The following is a 16,314-nucleotide window of genomic DNA, read 5'->3' as shown; positions in this document are numbered from 1 at the left end:
AGTAAGACATTCCGATAACAGGAGATGTCGAATGCAAGATTCAATAATACGCCTTGAAAGCGCCACCGTAGATGTGGTGATAAAAACACATCCATTTGCTGAAATTCTCTACTGGGGAAAGCATCTTCGTCACTTTTCGTCGCAGAACACAGGAAGCCTGGTTCGCCCGGTCGCTAACGGCAGGCTGGATATTGATGTGCCGTTAACCCTGATGGCTGAGCCTGGACACGGTTTATTCGGCACACCGGGGATTGAAGGTCATCGTCAGGCACAGGACGGTTCGCCAGTATTTAAAACGGTGGGCGTGGAGCGGCAGGGGCAAACGCTGACAATTAACGCTAAGGATGAACTGGCGGGGCTGCGGCTGGTCAGCGAAATCCATCTTGACGGTAGCGGCGTACTCACCGTGCGCCACGGTGTAACCAATCTGCGCGCGCAGGCATGGCAGGTGGACAGGCTGGCGGTCACGTTGCCGGTGGCCGAACGCGCTCGCGATGTGATGGCCTTTCATGGTCGCTGGACCCGTGAATTTCAGCCGCATCGCCTGACGCTTGAACATGACAGTTTCGTGCTCGAGAGTCGTCGCGGACGCAGTTCGCATGAACACTTTCCGGCGCTGATGACCGGCACGCCAGCTTTCAGTGAAATGCACGGCGACGTCTGGGGTGTTCACCTTGGCTGGAGCGGCAACCACCGTCTGCGTGCGGAAGTGAAAACCGATGGTCGTCGTTACGTTCAGGCCGAAGCACTGTATTTGCCGGGCGAAATGGCGCTGGAAGAAGGGGAAACGCTGTGGACGCCACGACTTTACGCCAGCTACTCCGCATGTGGTCTTAATGGCATGAGCCAGCAGTTCCACCGCTATCTGCGTGAAAATATCATTCGCTTCCCGGCGAACAAACCGCGTCCGGTACATCTCAATACCTGGGAGGGGATCTACTTCGACCACGATCCGGCGTACATCATGAAGATGGCCGATGAGGCAGCGGCGTTGGGTGTGGAGCGTTTTATCATTGATGATGGCTGGTTTAAAGGCCGTAACGATGACTATGCGGCACTGGGCGACTGGTATCTGGATGAGAAAAAGTACCCACAGGGGCTGAAACCGGTCATTGACCACGTTAAGACAAAGGGCATGGAATTTGGCATCTGGGTGGAGCCGGAGATGGTTAACCCTGACGCTGACTTATACCGTGCGCATCCTGACTGGGTACTGGCGATGCCAGGCTATCCGCAGTTGTTGGGGCGTCATCAACTGGTCCTGAACCTGAACATACCGCAGGTATTCGATTATCTGCTTGAGCGTATGAGCTGGTTGCTTGGCGAACATGATATTGACTACGTGAAGTGGGATATGAACCGCGAAATCGTCCAGCCAGCCCATGAAGGTAAAGCCGCTGCCGATGCGCAGACGCGTCAATACTATCGCCTGCTGGACACACTACGCGTCCGTTTTCCGCACATCGAATTTGAATCCTGCTCATCCGGCGGCGGGCGAATCGACTATGAGGTGCTGAGCCGCTGCCATCGTTTCTGGCCTTCGGACAATAACGACGCGCTGGAGCGTAACACCATTCAACGCGGCATGAGCTATTTTTTCCCGCCCGAAGTCATGGGCGCGCACATTGGCAACAAGCACTGCCACGCTACGTTCCGCCAGCACAGCATTGCGTTTCGCGGCCTGACCGCATTGTTTGGCCACATGGGGCTGGAGCTGGACCCGGTCAGCGCGGATGCGCAGGAGCGTGAAGGTTACCGGCATTATGCTGCGCTGTACAAGCAATGGCGCACTTTGATCCATAGCGGGATGCAGTGGCGACTGGATATGCCGGATGCCACCACGCTGGCGCAGGCGGTGGTCGCACAGGATCGGCGTCAGGCGTTGCTGCTGGTGAGCCAACTGGCGATGCCGGATTACACCCTGATGTCACCGTTGCGGATGGCCGGGCTGGAGGCGGACGCGCAGTACCGCATTATGCTGCTCGACCATCCGGATATCCGTATTACCGGTGAGGGTGGGCATACCATGCGCAAGCTGCCGGAATGGATGCTGACGCCGCAAACGGTCAGCGGCGAATGGCTTATGGAGGCGGGACTGGCGTTGCCGGTGCTGGACCCGGAAAGCGCCATTCTGATTGGATTCGAACGCGTGTGATCAGCGGGGCCGCGCAGGCGGCCCACAGATAAGGAATAAAAATGAATACGATTGCCTGTACCCATAAAAATAATCCAAATTTCTGGATTTTTGGTCTGTTTGTTTTTCTCTACTTTTTTATTATGGCCACCTGTTTTCCATTTCTACCCATCTGGCTGTCCGACATTATCGGCCTGACCAAAACGGAGACCGGGATTGTTTTCTCCTGCGTCTCCCTGTTTGCCATTAGCTTTCAACCGGTGCTTGGAGTGATTTCTGACAGGCTGGGACTGAAAAAGAACCTGCTGTGGGTGATCGCGGTTGCGCTTTTCCTGTTTGCGCCTTTTTTCCTCTACGTGTTCGCGCCGCTACTGAAAACCAATATCTGGCTCGGCGCGCTGGCCGGAGGCGTCTATATCGGGTTTGTTTTCTCGGCGGGTGCCGGCGCTATGGAAGCCTACGTGGAGCGGATGAGCCGCAATAGCTACTTTGAATACGGCAAGGCGCGGATGTTTGGTTGTCTGGGCTGGGGTTTGTGCGCCTCCACGGCAGGCATGCTGTTCAGCGTCAATCCTGAATGGGTATTCTGGATGGGGTCGGTGGCAGCTATTTTGCTGATGCTATTATTGCTGATGGCGAAACCGCAGCAGAATCAGACTGCGCAGGTGATGGATGCCCTCGGGGCTAACCAGCCGCAAATCAACGCCAGGATGGTCTTTAATTTGTTTCGCCAGTGTAAAATGTGGATGCTGGTCCTGTATGTTATTGGCGTCGCCTGTGTTTATGACGTTTTCGACCAGCAATTCGCGACGTTTTTTAAATCCTTTTTTGCTACCCCTGAAGCGGGCACTCGCGCTTTCGGTTTTGCTACCACAGCGGGTGAGATTTGCAATGCGGTGATTATGTTCTGCTCGCCGTGGATCATTAACCGCATCGGGGCGAAAAATACGCTGCTGATTGCGGGTCTCATTATGACGGTGCGTATTGTGGGTTCGTCATTTGCCACCACGGCAATGGAGGTCGTGGCCCTGAAGATGCTGCATGCGCTGGAGGTGCCGTTCCTGCTGGTGGGCGTATTCAAATATATTACAGCTGTTTTTGATACTCGTCTTTCCGCGACGATTTATCTGATTGGCTTCCAGTTTGCCAAGCAGATGGCGGCCATTTTCCTGTCGGCGTTCGCAGGTAATATGTATGACCGGATTGGCTTCCAGGATACTTATATGATCCTTGGCTGCTTTGTGCTGGCAATGACGGTGCTGTCGGCGTTTACCTTATCCGGTAAGCCGCTGATGAACCCTGTGAACAGCTGTGTAGCCCATTAATAGCCGTACCCGTCTGGCAGCGACGGCTGCCGGCCGGTTATTTTCCTACCCAGTTGTTTTTAATTTTAAACTTATCAGCCCGGTTATAACTAAAAGAGTAGTTAAAGGCCGTACCATCTTCGAGTTTAGTCACGCCGGAGACCTTTAACATCGGGCGGCCAGGTTGAATAGAAAGCAGCCCCGCCAGTTCATCGCCAAACAGATCGCCTTCGATAACCGAACTATAAAATTTTATTTTTTTACTGGTGGTGTGTTCAATATATTCATAAAGCGATCCTTCCTCGAGGATTTTTGAAGGGATAACCGGGATAACGCTACGGTTAATCCATGAGTCCTCAACTAAAACCGGTTCGCCATCAATCAAGCGTACGCGACGAATAAAATGTACCGGTTCGCCCTCGTTGATTTCCAGATGCCGGGAAACGGTTTTATCCGCAGGTAAAAGCTGGTGGCAAATCAGGCGGCTGGAAATTTTCGCCTGCTCACGAAATTCGCGGGAGAACCCCTGTACGGAATCGCTGGTACCATCGTTGAGCATGAAAACATCGTCTTCAATTGCCCGGGTAACGAACATGCCTTTGCCGTGGATTCGTTCAATTAACCCTTCCTGCTCAAGCATATGCATCGCTTTTTGCAGCGTAACTCTGGTAACACCGTGCTCTGCCGCTAGCTCGCGTTCTGACGGGATTTTTTCGCCCACCTGCCAGGTATTACTGAGGATCTGTTTTTTAATTGCATTTTTTATTTGAATATAGCGAGCGGCCATGTCGGCATGTCTGTAGTGAGTACGGGCAAATAGTTTAACAGGGATCGCTTGCCCGACAAGCATACGCTGTCGGGCAGTGGCGTCAGGCGCTGGCCTTAAGCGCTTCTTCCTCACGCTCTTTTGCCAGTTGTTTGCGCTCCATCACGCGAAAGAAGGGGTAGTACACTGCCATCGAAATAACAATCATACAGGCCGACCAGATCGCTGCCGGGATGTTACCTCCCGTAGCAAAATAGGCGTTCAAAATGGGCGGCATGGTCCATGGAACCTGGAATACGGCACGACCGATAATGTCAAACTGCATTAACAGATACGAACCGGTACAAATTACAATGGGAGCAATAATCAACGGCAACATCATCACCGGGTTAAACACCATCGGTACACCGAAGACTACTGGCTCGTTAATGCAAAAGATGGCGGGGCCAATGGACAGTTTGCCAAGCGATTTATAATAACGGCTTTTTGACGTCAGCATCGCCAGTACCAGACCCAGCGTTGCGCCCGTCCCACCGATGCTGATAAAGGAGATATAAAACTCGGCGGTGATATGCGGAATCGGTTGATGATTAAGATACGCCTCGGTATTTTCGACGATAAACTTCAGGAAAATCGGCGTGGTTATGCCGGAAAAGAGATTGGAGTGAATACCGCAACCCCACAACAGCGAAATCAACGCTATCAGGGTTAAGATGCCGGGTAAGGTATCAAGGCCGATGACTAACGGGCTAAATATCATCGTGAAGAACGCGTTGAGATCAAAGTTCAGGACGATACGTACCAGCCATATAAGCGTCAGACAGACCATTGCCGGGGCGAGACTAATAAAAGATTGCAGTACGGCCGGAGGCACACTATCGGGCAGCCGAATATAAATCTTATGAACGATGAAAAAACGGACGATATAAACCGTCGCAATGGCTAGCACAATCGCTGAAAACAATCCGGTTGCGCCAAAGTTATCGACATTTACCTTATGATTATCATCGACCTGAGCGAGGATAAAAACCACTACGGTAATACAGCTACAGCTTAGACCATCCAGTTTGTAATGCCGTGCAAGGCTGACGCTGATGCCAATAGCTGAAACCAGACCTATACTGCCAAAGGTTGCCTGCACCGGGACACTGATTATCTCAGCATAGCTGCCCAGAAACTCATTCCATCCGGAGATAGGTAAATTAGCAATAATAAGAAAAAGACTGCCGACGAGAATGCATGGCATGGTGAATGCAACCCCATCACGTACAGCAACCAGGATGACGTTGTTACCAATTTTTATAAAAATGGGTAGTATTTTGTTTTCCAGAAAATCTTGCATATAAATATCCCTTTAGTTACGTCGTGTGACAACTCACGCAAGCGTCGATCGGGGCAGGTACAGCTTTATTCCTGGTCAGGCGTAGCAGCAAATGGGCTACGTCGTGTAAACGACGCCAGACAGACAACGGGAGGATAAATCCTCCCGTTAATGACTTACGCCTCAGCAGTAAGTGCGGCCGCAGCCTCCTCTTTTTCTGTAGCCAGTTGCTTACGCTCGAGAATGCGGAAGAAGGGGTAGTACATGACCGTTGAGATAATCACCATACAACCAGACCATATGGCAGCCGGAATATTGCCGCCGGTGGCGAAGTAACCATTAAGTATGGGTGGCATGGTCCAGGGGATCTGGAACACCGGCCGACCAATAATGCCAAACTGCATCAGCAGATATGAGCAGGTGCAAATGACCATTGGCGTCAGGATTAACGGCAGCATCATTACCGGGTTGAAGACCATTGGAACACCAAAAATCACCGGTTCGTTAATGCAAAAGATAGCCGGACCAATGGAGATACGCCCCAGGGATTTATAGTAGCGGCTTTTGGACAGCAACATTGCCAGTACCAGTCCCATCGTTGCGCCCGAACCCCCCGTACAAATGAAGAAGTTATAAAACCCTTCAGCGGTGATGTGCGGTACCGGCTGGTGTTGCAAATAGGCCTCGGTATTCTCAGCAATGAACTTAAGAAATATCGGGCTGGTAATGCCGGAAAGAACGTTAGTCCCGTGAATGCCACAGCTCCAGAGTAATGATATCAGCGCCACCAGAATGAGTATCCCCGGTAGCGTATCCAGGCCCATTACCAGCGGACTTAAGATCAATGTGAAAAATGCATTGATATCAAAATTGAGTACCACCCGAATCAGCCATATCAACGTCAGGCAGGCCATCGCTGGAGCCAGGCTGATAAAAGACTGAAGTACCGCCGGAGGCACGCTGTCTGGCAGGCGGATATAAATCTTCTTTTCCACGAAAAAGCGGACGATATAGACGGTGATGACCGAAAGAATAATCGCCGAAAACAACCCTGCGGCACCAAAATTGTTAACGTTGATTTTATGAGCATCGTCGAGCTGGGCGAGCAGGAAGACTGCGACGGTAATACAGCAGCAGCTCAGGCAGTCCAGATTATAGCGTTTTGCCAGGTTATAGCTGATACCAATCGCCGCAATCAAACCAATCGCACCAAACGTGGCCTGCACCGGGACGCTTAGCATTTCGGCATACGGGCCAAGAAACTCGCTCCATCCGGGAATGGGCAGGTTGGCAATAATCAGAAATACGCTGCCTGCGATAATAAAAGGCAGCGTAAATGAAATCCCATCGCGTACTGCGACCAGAATGACGTTATTACCTATCCTCATTAAGATGGGGAGTAGCTTGTTTTCCAGAAAGTCTTGCATAAAAAAATCCCTTTACTGAGACAATTTGCGATCAATTCAGAAAGCATATTGCGGCAGAAAATCACGGTTCGCCGCCAGATAGTCGTTAAGAATGTGCCGCGCAATGTCAACCGAAGGTACCAGCGGATGATTTACCAGCGCCAGCAGCGCGGCATCAGTATTACCAGTCACTGCCGCCTCAACCGTTAACTCTTCAAACGCTTTTACACTTTGAATCAATCCACGAATACGTACGGGCAGACGACCATACGCCAGGGGGTGGGCACCCAGCTTGTCAATTACTGCGTTGGTCTCAATCACCGCGTCATCAGGCAGATCGGGCGTCGTTCCCTGGTTCGGCACGTTAACCACATGGACTTCATGTTTGTTGTTATAGATTGAGCTGATGATTGAGCACGCGGTGTCGGAATACAACGCGCCGCCACGGCTGGAAAGCTCCGCTGGCTTTTCGCACAGTTCCGGGTTTTTGTACAACTCCAGTAAAGCATGCTCTATTTCCAGCGAGCGCTCGCCGCGCGTACCGCCGTTTTTCTGATCTTCCAGCTCATGCTCGACCATTTCCCGGTTCAGGTAAAAATACTTCAGGTAGGAGAGCGGATAGAGCTTCAGTGCGCGAATAAAGTCGGGCGACAGGCCAATATCCGGCACGTTTTTCAGTTTATTAGTGCCTGTACCCTGGGCCAGTTTCTCAATGAAATCGGCGGTCGTATCGTTACCGTTCAGGAGAATGCGATCGGCAAAAATAAGATGATTCAGGCCCATTATGCGAGCAGTCACCGCACTGCGTTCAACGCCGTAAGCTTTGGCGACATCCATCATCATGTTATTCGCCCCGCTACAGATCCCCAGCGACTTGATGGGGCTATATTTCGCGATGGCTTCCGTCACGATGCCCGCCGGATTGGTGAAGTTGATCATCCAGGCGTCAGGGCATAGTTCTTCCATATCCTTACAAATGTCTAGCAGTACCGGAATAGTGCGCTGAGCCTTCATGAAGCCGCCTGGTCCGGTTGTTTCCTGACCCAGAACGCCGTATTTCAACGGGATTTTTTCATCATTGATGCGAGCCGCTAACTGACCCACACGGATCTGGGTGGTGACAAAATCTGCATCTTTAAGCGCTTCCCGCCGATCGGTCGTCAAGTGTACCGTCATAGGAATACCGGCTTTTTTGACCATTCTTTGCGCCAGTTGGCCGACGATTTCCAGCTTTTCGCGTCCTGCTTCAATATCGACCAACCAGTATTCTGTAACGGGAAGATCGGCGTGCCGTTTGATAAAACCATCGATCAATTCAGGGGTATAGCCCGAACCACCGCCAATCGTCACGACTTTCAACTTTTTCATGTAGACTCACCCTTATTTTAACTGGCATATGCCAGATGCGGGAAAAATATAGCAATCCATTCCCAGTGAAATAGCGAGCTAGCTCACAAATTTTAAGAGAGGGAAAAATGCAGGAAATACCGCAGGTTAAATTTTATTACATTCACAAAATAATTAATTTGATGCGATTGATATCTTATATTTATAGTTCAATTTATTTTCGTTAAATAATGTTACGTTGCTCACGTTATTGTATTTATCAATATTTACTTGGGGAGACCTTGATAATACTCTGCACGGGCCTGCGTTGGTTACACATTTTATTTTATAAAAGAGTTTGCCTTTACAGTGCCGTAGCTGTGATTTCAGGAATGTGGGTAAATTATAAAAATAATATTCACCAGAAATATATGTTCTACTTCAGCATAGATATTAAGAATTAATGGATCATTGAAAAGGAATGGTAATAATGAAGAAAACAACGCTTGCAATCACAATAGGATTATTGATGGTTGCCAACACCGGGTTTGCAAAAACTCAGGGTATGACTCTGGAACAGCGCTTAGAGCAAATGGAAGCACGGCTGGAAGCCGCTGAAAATCGTGCAGCCCAGGCCGAGAATCAGGTTCAGCAGTTAAAAGTAAAACAGGCTGCTGAAATTAAAGAAATCAAAGCCGCTCAGGGTAACACGCCAGTCAATGGGCAGACCCCGGCAGAAGAAACGAAAAAGAACGCTTCTACACCTAACCTGTTGCTGACCGGTTATGGCGATCTCAAAATCTACGGCGATGTGGAATTCAACATGGACGGTGAGAGCCGTCGCGGTACGTTGACCAAACTTAACGAAGACCATACTACTGAACAGTGGGATATGGACGGTCGTATCCTGATCGGTTTCGACGGCATGCGTACACTGGACGATGGCCGTTTCGCTGGCTTCTCTATTCAGCCGCTGGCCGATATGTACGGCTCCATGTTCCTTGATGATGCGTACTTCCACTTTGGCGAGACAAATGACTGGAAAGTGAAGGTAGGCCGCTTCGAAGCCTTCGATATGTTCCCGCTGAACCAGGATACCTTTGTTGAGCATTCCGGTAATACCGCCAATGATCTTTATAGCGATGGTCAGGGCTACATCTATATGATGAAAGAAGGCCGTGGTCGTTCAGATGCGGGCGGTAATTTCCTGATCAGCAAACAGATCGATAACTGGTACTTCGAGCTGAACTCATTGATTGAAGATGGTTCATCGCTTTATGCCGATAGCGGCAATATCCAGGGTGTGGATGGCCGCACCTATCATGGCCGCGAAATGACGAAAGAGAAAAATGTCGTTTACCTGCGTCCGGTCGTTTCCTGGGCCGCAACGCCGGAACTGTCGTTCTCGGCGGGTATGGAAGCTAACGTGGTTAACAACGCCTATGGCTATTACGATAAAAAAGGCGATCTTGTCGATCAGTCCGGTCGTACTGGTTACGGTTTGACCATGACCTGGAACGGCCTGAAATCCGATCCGGAAAACGGTATTGTATTCAACCTGAATACCGCCTATATGGATGCAGATAACGAACAAGACTTCACTGCGGCAACCAACGCCCTGTGGAGAAACTTCGAGCTGGGTTATATCTACGCGCATAACAAAATCGACGATTTCAACGGTGTGGTCTGCGATAACGACTGCTGGATCGATGATGAAGGCACCTATGACATCCACACCGTTCATGCGTCTTACCTGATCCCGAACGTAATGGATATGCAGAACTTCAATGTCTATCTGGGGGCGTACTACTCTAAAATCCAGAGCAGCGAAGAGATTTCCAGCGACGACGATCGTTACGGCGCGCGTGTTCGTTTCAAATACTACTTCTAAGTTTATTGTTGAAGTGCAAAAAACGCCTGATTTATCAGGCGTTTTTTTAGACTGCTGACAAACGTTATACCGTGGAATTATGCCTGGCGGCGCTTCGCTTGCACAGGCCTACGGGTTACGCATAACGTATCGATATTGATGGTTTTCGTAGGCCGGGTAAGGCGAAACCGCCACCCGATAAAACAGCGAGTATAATTAAAAAACGCCTGATAAATCAGACGTTTTTTATTGATGGCTAGCAAGCGTTATTCCGTGGAGCCTGATGCCTGGCGTTAACGCCATGCTTCCTTTATGCCAGATAAAACACTTCTTGCAGCTCACTGCTCACCGGACTGTTGTCCGCATTCGCAGGCATTACGTCGCGCATATGCTTCCACCAGCGCTGGCAGACTTCCGTTCCGGCCACCGCATTCCAGCGTTCTTCCGATTCAATCTCAACGCTGGCGAACAGCAGGTTGCGTTCTTTATCAAGGTAAATTGCATAGTGGTGCGCGCCGTGCGCTTTCAATACGGCTTCCAGTTCCGGCCAGATGGGATTATGGCGGCGCTGGTACTCTTCATGCGCGTGGGCATTGACCTGCATCACAAAGGCTTTGCGGATCATAACGCCTCCAGATACAGCTCACGGACCTCGTCACGTGTGGCGGTGCGTGGATTACAGGGCGCACAGGGGTCAGCGAGAGCTTTGTCCAGCCAGCCTTCAATGTCCGCTTTTGTCACGCCGAGCTGGCTGAAGCCAGCCGGAATGCCGACGCGTTTGCTCAGGGCACGGATGGCGTCGATCGCCGCCACGCTTGCTGCCTCATCGCTCATACCGCGCGTATCCACTCCCATCGCCTGTGCCACGCGGGCAAAGCGAGCTATTGCGTTCGGACGGTTAAAGTTTTCGACCACGGGCAGCAGGATGGCATTGCAGACGCCATGCGGCAGGTTATGGGTAGCGCCTGGCTGGTGGGCCAGCGAGTGTACCAGTCCGAGACCAGCGCTGTTGAATGCCATTCCCGCCAGATACTGACCGAACGCCATCTGCTCGCGGGCTTCCAGGTTATGTCCATCATCAACTGCTTTCGGCAGCCACTGGGCGATCAGGCGGATGGACTCCAGCGCGTTGGCGTCAGTCAGCGGATGCGCGCCCACAGAAACATAAGCTTCAACCGCATGGGTCAGGGCGTCCATGCCGGTTGCCGCCGTCACGGATGCGGGAATGTTCAGCATCACGCTGGCGTCGTCTACAGCGATATCCGGGATGATATTTGGGTCAATAATGACTTCTTTTACCTGACGCTCGCTATTGATGATCACCGCGTTGCTGGTCATTTCGGCTGCGGTCCCGGCGGTGGTATTGATTGCCACCAGCGGCACGCCCGGATTTTTCACTTTGCCGACGCCGGAGTAATCCGTAGAGGGGCCAGGGTTGGCGGTCAGGATCTTCACCGCTTTGGCGGTGTCAATCGGACTACCGCCGCCGAAGGCAATGAGGTAGTCGCACTCTGCGTCCTGATATGCTTTGTAACCCTGTTGCACCAGTGCTTCTGTCGGGTTCGGGAAAACCTCGTCAAACAGATGGTAAGACATATTATGCGCATCCAGCGCGGCAAACAGGCTATCCAGCAGGCCGAGTTTGACCAACTGACCATCGGTGACGATCAGCGCTTTGCCCCACTGTTTTCCGGCAACGAGGTTAACCATATCGCCGATTGCGCCTGCACCATGCAGGCTGATTTTGGGAAGTGCCAACATAAAGCTCATGATCATTCTCCTTAATGACATCCTTCAGGCTGCCGGGGTAAATCCCAGTCATGTGCTTATGTCCTGATGCAGCTTGAATGATGTTATGACGCAATGTTTTTTATGCCCGGTAGCACTACGTTTACGCGGGCGAGGAAAATTGCAATAAAAGCCGCGCCCCGTCTGAATGCGCAGGGCGGGGCAATATTAAGCGTACAGTTCCAGGGCGCTTGCCATCGGGGTCACGCCAAAACGTTTGCCGAGGGCAATCAGCTCTTCGCGGGTGATGGTCTGTTTCATGCCGCCCATGGAGATCACTTTGACCAGCACTTCTGCGGATTTTTCAGCGGTGTCGATCAGGCCGAAGGTTTCATCCAGCGTCGGCCCGCTGCCGAAGACGCCATGGAAAGGCCACAGTACCAGCGAATGCTGTTGCATATCCCGCGCGGTGGCCTGGCCGATTTCATCGGTACCGGGCACCATCCATGGCAGAATGCCGACGCCATCGGGGAAAACCACCAGACATTCAGTGCTGCCTTCCCATAGCTTGCGGGTGATCAATGCGCTGTTATTTTCCAGCACGTAAGTGAGCGCAATCAGGTTGGTGGCATGGCAGTGCATGATCACCCGATCTTTTCCGTTAGTGGCCTTAATGCGCTCGCAGTGTGAGAGAAAGTGCGCCGGCAGTTCCGAGGTCGGCACGGCCTCATCGGTAAGTCCCCACAAAATGTGGTAGCCCGCACCGTCGCTGTCCACTTTCACTACGCCAAGACTGGCCGCCGGATCGAGCTGGACGTTGCGGAAGAATTTGCCGGAGCCGGTGACGATAAACGCGGTATTCGCCAGTAAAGGCATCGGCTGGCTCAGCGCGATATAGCGTGGCTGCGCGTGGAAGTCGGCTTCGTAGGGCGCGATATCTGCGGCATCCAGACGCAGCGTCAGGTTGCCGCCGTTGCGCTCGTCCCAGCCCTTCAGCCAGGCGTCAGAGGTGGCTTTGATCATGCCCTGGACAAACCAGGAATCGGTAATAGTCTGCATATCTTCACTTTCCTTAAAATGCCCGGTAGCGCTTTGCTTACCAGGCCTGCGTTAACTGTTGAGCTGACCTGCCCGGTGGCGCTGCGCTTACCGGGCCTGCGAGATTGTTGAACCTTCCTGCCCGGTGGCGCTGCGCTTACCGGGCCTACGAGATGGTTAAGCCTTCCTGCCCGGTGGCGCTGCGCTTACCGGGCCTACGAGATGGTTAAGCCTTCCTGCCCGGTGGTGCTGCGCTTACCGGGCCTGCGAGACGGTTAAGCCTTCCTGCCCGGTGGCGCTGCGCTTACCGGGCCTGCGAGATGGTTAAGCCTTCCTGCCCGGTGGCGCTGCGCTTACCGGGCCTGCGAGATTGTTAAACCTTCCTGCCCGGTGGTGCCGCGCTTACCGGGCCTGCGAGATTGTTGAACCTTCCTGCCCGGTGGCGGCCACTGTAGGCCGGATAAGCGCAGCGCCATCCGGCACAGGTTCACCCGCGCTGGCGTAAAATCTCTTTTTCGTACCCGCGCACGTTATCCAGCCACTGGCTGCCTGCCGGGGTATCGTGACGCTGGCAATACATCTCCCACACCGCCTGCCATGGCAGTGATTTTTGTTCTTCCAGCAGCGCCAGACGCGCGGTGTAATCACCCGCCTCTTCAAGCTGGCGCAGATGTTCGGTTGGCTCCAGCAGGGCGCGGAGCAACGCTTTTTTCATATTGCGCGTGCCAATCACCCATGCTGCGATGCGGTTAATGGACGCATCAAAGAAGTCGAGGCCGATATGCACGCGGTCAAACAGGTCATGACGAATAATTTCGCTGGCGATGGCCTGCGTTTCATCATCCAGCAGCACCACGTGATCGCTGTCCCAGCGAACCGGGCGGCTGACGTGCAGCAGCAGGCGCGGCACGTAGAGCATGGCGGCGGAGATTTTGTCGGAGATCACCTCCGTCGGATGAAAATGTCCGGCGTCCAGGCACAGCGCGGTCTGGCGGCTGGTGGCGTAGCCCATATAAAATTCGTTGGAGCCGACCGTATAGCTCTCCGCGCCGATGCCGAACAGTTTGCTTTCTACCGCATCAATATGGTGTGCCGGGTCCAGCTTCTCGCTGATCACCTCATCCAGCGCCTCCAGCAGGCGCTGACGCGGCGCGAGGCGGTCGACGGTAACGTCTTTCATGCCGTCCGGGACCCAGATATTCATTACCGACGGCGTACCAAGCTGTTCGCCAAAGTAGGCCGAAACACGGCGGCTGGCCTTGCAGTGATCGATCCAGAACTGACGAATCTCAGGGTTAGCATGTGAAAGCGTAAAGCCATCGGCGCTCAGCGGATGGGAAAAGCAGGAGGGGTTAAAATCCAGCCCCAGTTTGTTAGTTTTGGCCCATTCAACCCAGTTTTTGAAATGTTCTGGTTTGATGTGATCGCGCGCAACCGGGGCGGCAGCTTCGAGGTAGATCGCGTGCAGATTGAGACGTTTCGGCCCGGGTATCAGGCTAAATGCCAGCTCCAGGTCGGCGCGAAGTTCAGCGGCATTACGCGCTTTGCCCGGATAGTTACCTGTGGCCTGTATGCCGCCAGTCAGACTTCCTTCGGGGTTTTCAAAACCGGCAACGTCATCGCCCTGCCAGCAGTGCATGGAGACGGGCAGGCGATCGAGCTGGCGCAGCGCCTCCTCGACATTAATACCTACAGCAGCAAACCGCTGTTTCGCGAGTTCCCAGGCGTGTTCTAATGGAGTGGTCATGCGCAAAGCTCCTTTGTCTGTCGTGTGTTCTGAGACTGCGCGACGTAGCGGGCGATCTCATTATCAGGATGAGGGGTAAAGGTGGTCAGGTCGTGGTTAGAAACGACAACCTTGCGAAAATCAGAGACGTCGCTCAGTTCATCCAGTGTCATCAACTGCACGCCAATATTGCCGAGCGTTGATGCTTCAACCGGTCCGGCGATCACCGTAATGCCGCAGGCGTCAGCGCAAAGCTGATTAAGTAACTGGTTCTGGCAACCGCCGCCGACAATGTGCAACTGGCTGAACGGTTTACCGCGCAGGAACGCCAATTCATTCAACACATCGGCATACAGGATCGCGAGGCTGTCGAAAATGCAGCGTGCCAGTTCTGCGTCGCTTTGCGGAACGGGCTGTCCGGCTTCGCGACAGGCGGCCTGGATCTCAATACTCATGTTATCCGGGTTGATAAAGCGGTCATCGTTAGGATTAATGACAAAGCGGCAGGCAGGTAGCCTTTCAGTACGGGTAATCAGCGCCGGCAGATCGGTTACCTTCTGCTCGGTGAGTACCCGCTGGAGCAACCACAGGCCCATGATGTTTTTTAGCACCCGGTAACGGCCTTCCGCGCCGCCTTCGTTGGTAATATTGGCGGCCAGCGCGCGATCGCTGGTATACGGTGTTTTACTCTCAAAGCCCATCAACGACCAGGTGCCGGAGGAGATCCACGCAGCATCTTTGCCTTCCAGTGGAACGGCAATCACCGCGCTGGCGGTATCGTGACTGGCGACCGCCACGACGGGAATGGCATTACCCTGTGGGCAGGTCCAGTGGCCAATCACATTGCCCGGATGCGTGGGTTTACCGAACCATGAGGCGTCGGCTCCCGTCCAGTGCAGCAGAGTTTCATCCCAGCTATCGGTATTGATATTAACCAGTTGTGTGGTAGTGGCGTTGGTATATTCCCAGTTCATTTGCCCGGTAAGGCGGTAGCTGAAATAGTCGGGGATCAGTAACGCATGAGCGACATCGTGCGTCACCTCCGGTTGTTGATGGGCCAGTGTGTGTAGTTGATAGAGCGTGTTAAACGGCAAAAACTGAATTCCACTACGGCGGTAAATTTCCTCTTTACCGAGCTCATTCAGCGCCTGCGCCATCACCCCGTCGGTACGCTTATCACGATAGGCGATGGGCAAGCCAACGCGTTCGCCCTGGCGGTTCAGCAGTACGTAATCCACGCCCCAGGTATCCACGCCGATACTGTCAATAACGATGCCCGCCTCGCACACGTTCTCCAGACCACGGCGGATTTCCGCCTCCAGACTGTCGATATCCCAACAGTCATAACCGTCCACTTTTTGCAGACGATTGACGAAGCGGTGCATTTCACGCAGTGCGAGGGTGCGTTGTTTGCGGTCATAGCGTGCGAGCATTACACGCCCGCTGGAGGCACCTAAATCGACAGCAACACAATGGCGAAAAGTCATGATCGGGTCCTTCTTAATGTCATTGCGGACAGTCTAAAAAAGGACGTTGGTTTCTACCTTCTTGCTACTGACAGGCGCAATTGGCCGCTGGCAAGAAAGCAAAGATGAACGTGAGAAAGCTCACACTTTCCCACGAAAGCGGGTATGTGACCGCCGCCGCATTTCCGACGCTTTCCCGCCGTTTCTTGAAAAATCGGCAGTGTTTGCA

At 52.8% G+C, this 16,314-nt stretch carries 12 protein-coding genes; 3 read left to right on the top strand and 9 right to left on the bottom strand.

The features are described 5' to 3' along the window. The first annotated feature begins 31 nt into the window (after positions 1-31). Complete coding sequence (locus CHU32_RS18425) at positions 32-2,155, top strand: alpha-galactosidase (RefSeq protein WP_103676820.1); 2,124 nt, start codon at positions 32-34, stop codon at positions 2,153-2,155. Between the two features lie 41 nt (positions 2,156-2,196). Next, on the top strand, positions 2,197-3,459 hold the full coding sequence (locus CHU32_RS18420; protein ID WP_103676821.1) for an MFS transporter: 1,263 nt from the start codon (positions 2,197-2,199) through the stop codon (positions 3,457-3,459). A 37-nt stretch (positions 3,460-3,496) separates the two neighbouring features. Here CHU32_RS18420 and CHU32_RS18415 read toward each other — a convergent pair whose 3' ends face one another. The 4 genes from CHU32_RS18415 to CHU32_RS18400 form a co-directional block, all read right to left on the bottom strand. After that, positions 3,497-4,288: a GntR family transcriptional regulator gene (locus CHU32_RS18415; RefSeq protein WP_245880239.1), complete on the bottom strand. Its 792-nt coding sequence runs from the start codon at positions 4,286-4,288 to the stop codon at positions 3,497-3,499. Positions 4,289-4,307: 19 nt separating this feature from the next. Beyond that, positions 4,308-5,546: a PTS sugar transporter subunit IIC gene (locus CHU32_RS18410; protein WP_103676823.1), complete on the bottom strand. Its 1,239-nt coding sequence runs from the start codon at positions 5,544-5,546 to the stop codon at positions 4,308-4,310. A gap of 155 nt (positions 5,547-5,701) precedes the next feature. Next, entirely contained in the window at positions 5,702-6,952 is a 1,251-nt protein-coding gene (locus tag CHU32_RS18405) for a PTS sugar transporter subunit IIC (RefSeq protein ID WP_103676824.1), read from the bottom strand. Positions 6,953-6,988: 36 nt separating this feature from the next. Continuing rightward, complete coding sequence (locus CHU32_RS18400) at positions 6,989-8,299, bottom strand: 6-phospho-beta-glucosidase (RefSeq protein WP_103676825.1); 1,311 nt, start codon at positions 8,297-8,299, stop codon at positions 6,989-6,991. Between the two features lie 448 nt (positions 8,300-8,747). Here CHU32_RS18400 and CHU32_RS18395 point away from each other — a divergent pair, with 448 nt between their 5' ends. Then, a complete protein-coding gene (locus CHU32_RS18395) occupies positions 8,748-10,148 on the top strand; it encodes a carbohydrate porin (RefSeq protein WP_103676826.1) in 1,401 nt (466 codons plus the stop codon). 289 nt (positions 10,149-10,437) lie between these two features. Here CHU32_RS18395 and rhaM read toward each other — a convergent pair whose 3' ends face one another. The 5 genes from rhaM to rhaB all read right to left on the bottom strand — a co-directional run bounded on the left by rhaM (position 10,438) and on the right by rhaB (position 16,106). Next, positions 10,438-10,752, bottom strand: coding sequence for an L-rhamnose mutarotase (gene rhaM, locus CHU32_RS18390; RefSeq protein ID WP_103676827.1), 315 nt, complete (start codon positions 10,750-10,752; stop codon positions 10,438-10,440). Next, the gene (gene fucO / locus CHU32_RS18385; RefSeq protein WP_103676828.1) at positions 10,749-11,897 is read right to left on the bottom strand and encodes a lactaldehyde reductase; all 1,149 of its coding nucleotides are present in this window, start codon (positions 11,895-11,897) and stop codon (positions 10,749-10,751) included. The genes rhaM and fucO overlap by 4 nt, the downstream gene beginning before the upstream one ends. 186 nt (positions 11,898-12,083) lie before the next feature. Beyond that, a complete protein-coding gene (gene rhaD, locus CHU32_RS18380; RefSeq protein ID WP_103676829.1) occupies positions 12,084-12,914 on the bottom strand; it encodes a rhamnulose-1-phosphate aldolase in 831 nt (276 codons plus the stop codon). Positions 12,915-13,380: 466 nt separating this feature from the next. Then, positions 13,381-14,640, bottom strand: coding sequence for an L-rhamnose isomerase (rhaA, locus tag CHU32_RS18375; protein WP_103750905.1), 1,260 nt, complete (start codon positions 14,638-14,640; stop codon positions 13,381-13,383). Further along, on the bottom strand, positions 14,637-16,106 hold the full coding sequence (gene rhaB, locus CHU32_RS18370; RefSeq protein ID WP_103676831.1) for a rhamnulokinase: 1,470 nt from the start codon (positions 16,104-16,106) through the stop codon (positions 14,637-14,639). The genes rhaA and rhaB overlap by 4 nt, the downstream gene beginning before the upstream one ends. Positions 16,107-16,314 lie beyond the last annotated feature (208 nt).

This window comes from Superficieibacter electus, from assembly GCF_002915575.1.
GTDB lineage: Bacteria > Pseudomonadota > Gammaproteobacteria > Enterobacterales > Enterobacteriaceae > Superficieibacter > Superficieibacter electus.
This window is presented reverse-complemented; position numbering and strand designations above follow the sequence as displayed.

What these genes read in the sequence shown, in the direction of transcription:
- CHU32_RS18425 (WP_103676820.1), top strand. Translation starts at nt 32, where the DNA reads ATGCAAGATTCAATAATACGCCTTGAAAGCGCCACCGTAGATGTGGTG.
- CHU32_RS18420 (WP_103676821.1), top strand. Translation starts at nt 2,197, where the DNA reads ATGAATACGATTGCCTGTACCCATAAAAATAATCCAAATTTCTGGATT.
- CHU32_RS18415 (WP_245880239.1), bottom strand. Translation starts at nt 4,288, where the DNA reads ATGCTTGTCGGGCAAGCGATCCCTGTTAAACTATTTGCCCGTACTCAC.
- CHU32_RS18410 (WP_103676823.1), bottom strand. Translation starts at nt 5,546, where the DNA reads ATGCAAGATTTTCTGGAAAACAAAATACTACCCATTTTTATAAAAATT.
- CHU32_RS18405 (WP_103676824.1), bottom strand. Translation starts at nt 6,952, where the DNA reads ATGCAAGACTTTCTGGAAAACAAGCTACTCCCCATCTTAATGAGGATA.
- CHU32_RS18400 (WP_103676825.1), bottom strand. Translation starts at nt 8,299, where the DNA reads ATGAAAAAGTTGAAAGTCGTGACGATTGGCGGTGGTTCGGGCTATACC.
- CHU32_RS18395 (WP_103676826.1), top strand. Translation starts at nt 8,748, where the DNA reads ATGAAGAAAACAACGCTTGCAATCACAATAGGATTATTGATGGTTGCC.
- rhaM (WP_103676827.1), bottom strand. Translation starts at nt 10,752, where the DNA reads ATGATCCGCAAAGCCTTTGTGATGCAGGTCAATGCCCACGCGCATGAA.
- fucO (WP_103676828.1), bottom strand. Translation starts at nt 11,897, where the DNA reads ATGAGCTTTATGTTGGCACTTCCCAAAATCAGCCTGCATGGTGCAGGC.
- rhaD (WP_103676829.1), bottom strand. Translation starts at nt 12,914, where the DNA reads ATGCAGACTATTACCGATTCCTGGTTTGTCCAGGGCATGATCAAAGCC.
- rhaA (WP_103750905.1), bottom strand. Translation starts at nt 14,640, where the DNA reads ATGACCACTCCATTAGAACACGCCTGGGAACTCGCGAAACAGCGGTTT.
- rhaB (WP_103676831.1), bottom strand. Translation starts at nt 16,106, where the DNA reads ATGACTTTTCGCCATTGTGTTGCTGTCGATTTAGGTGCCTCCAGCGGG.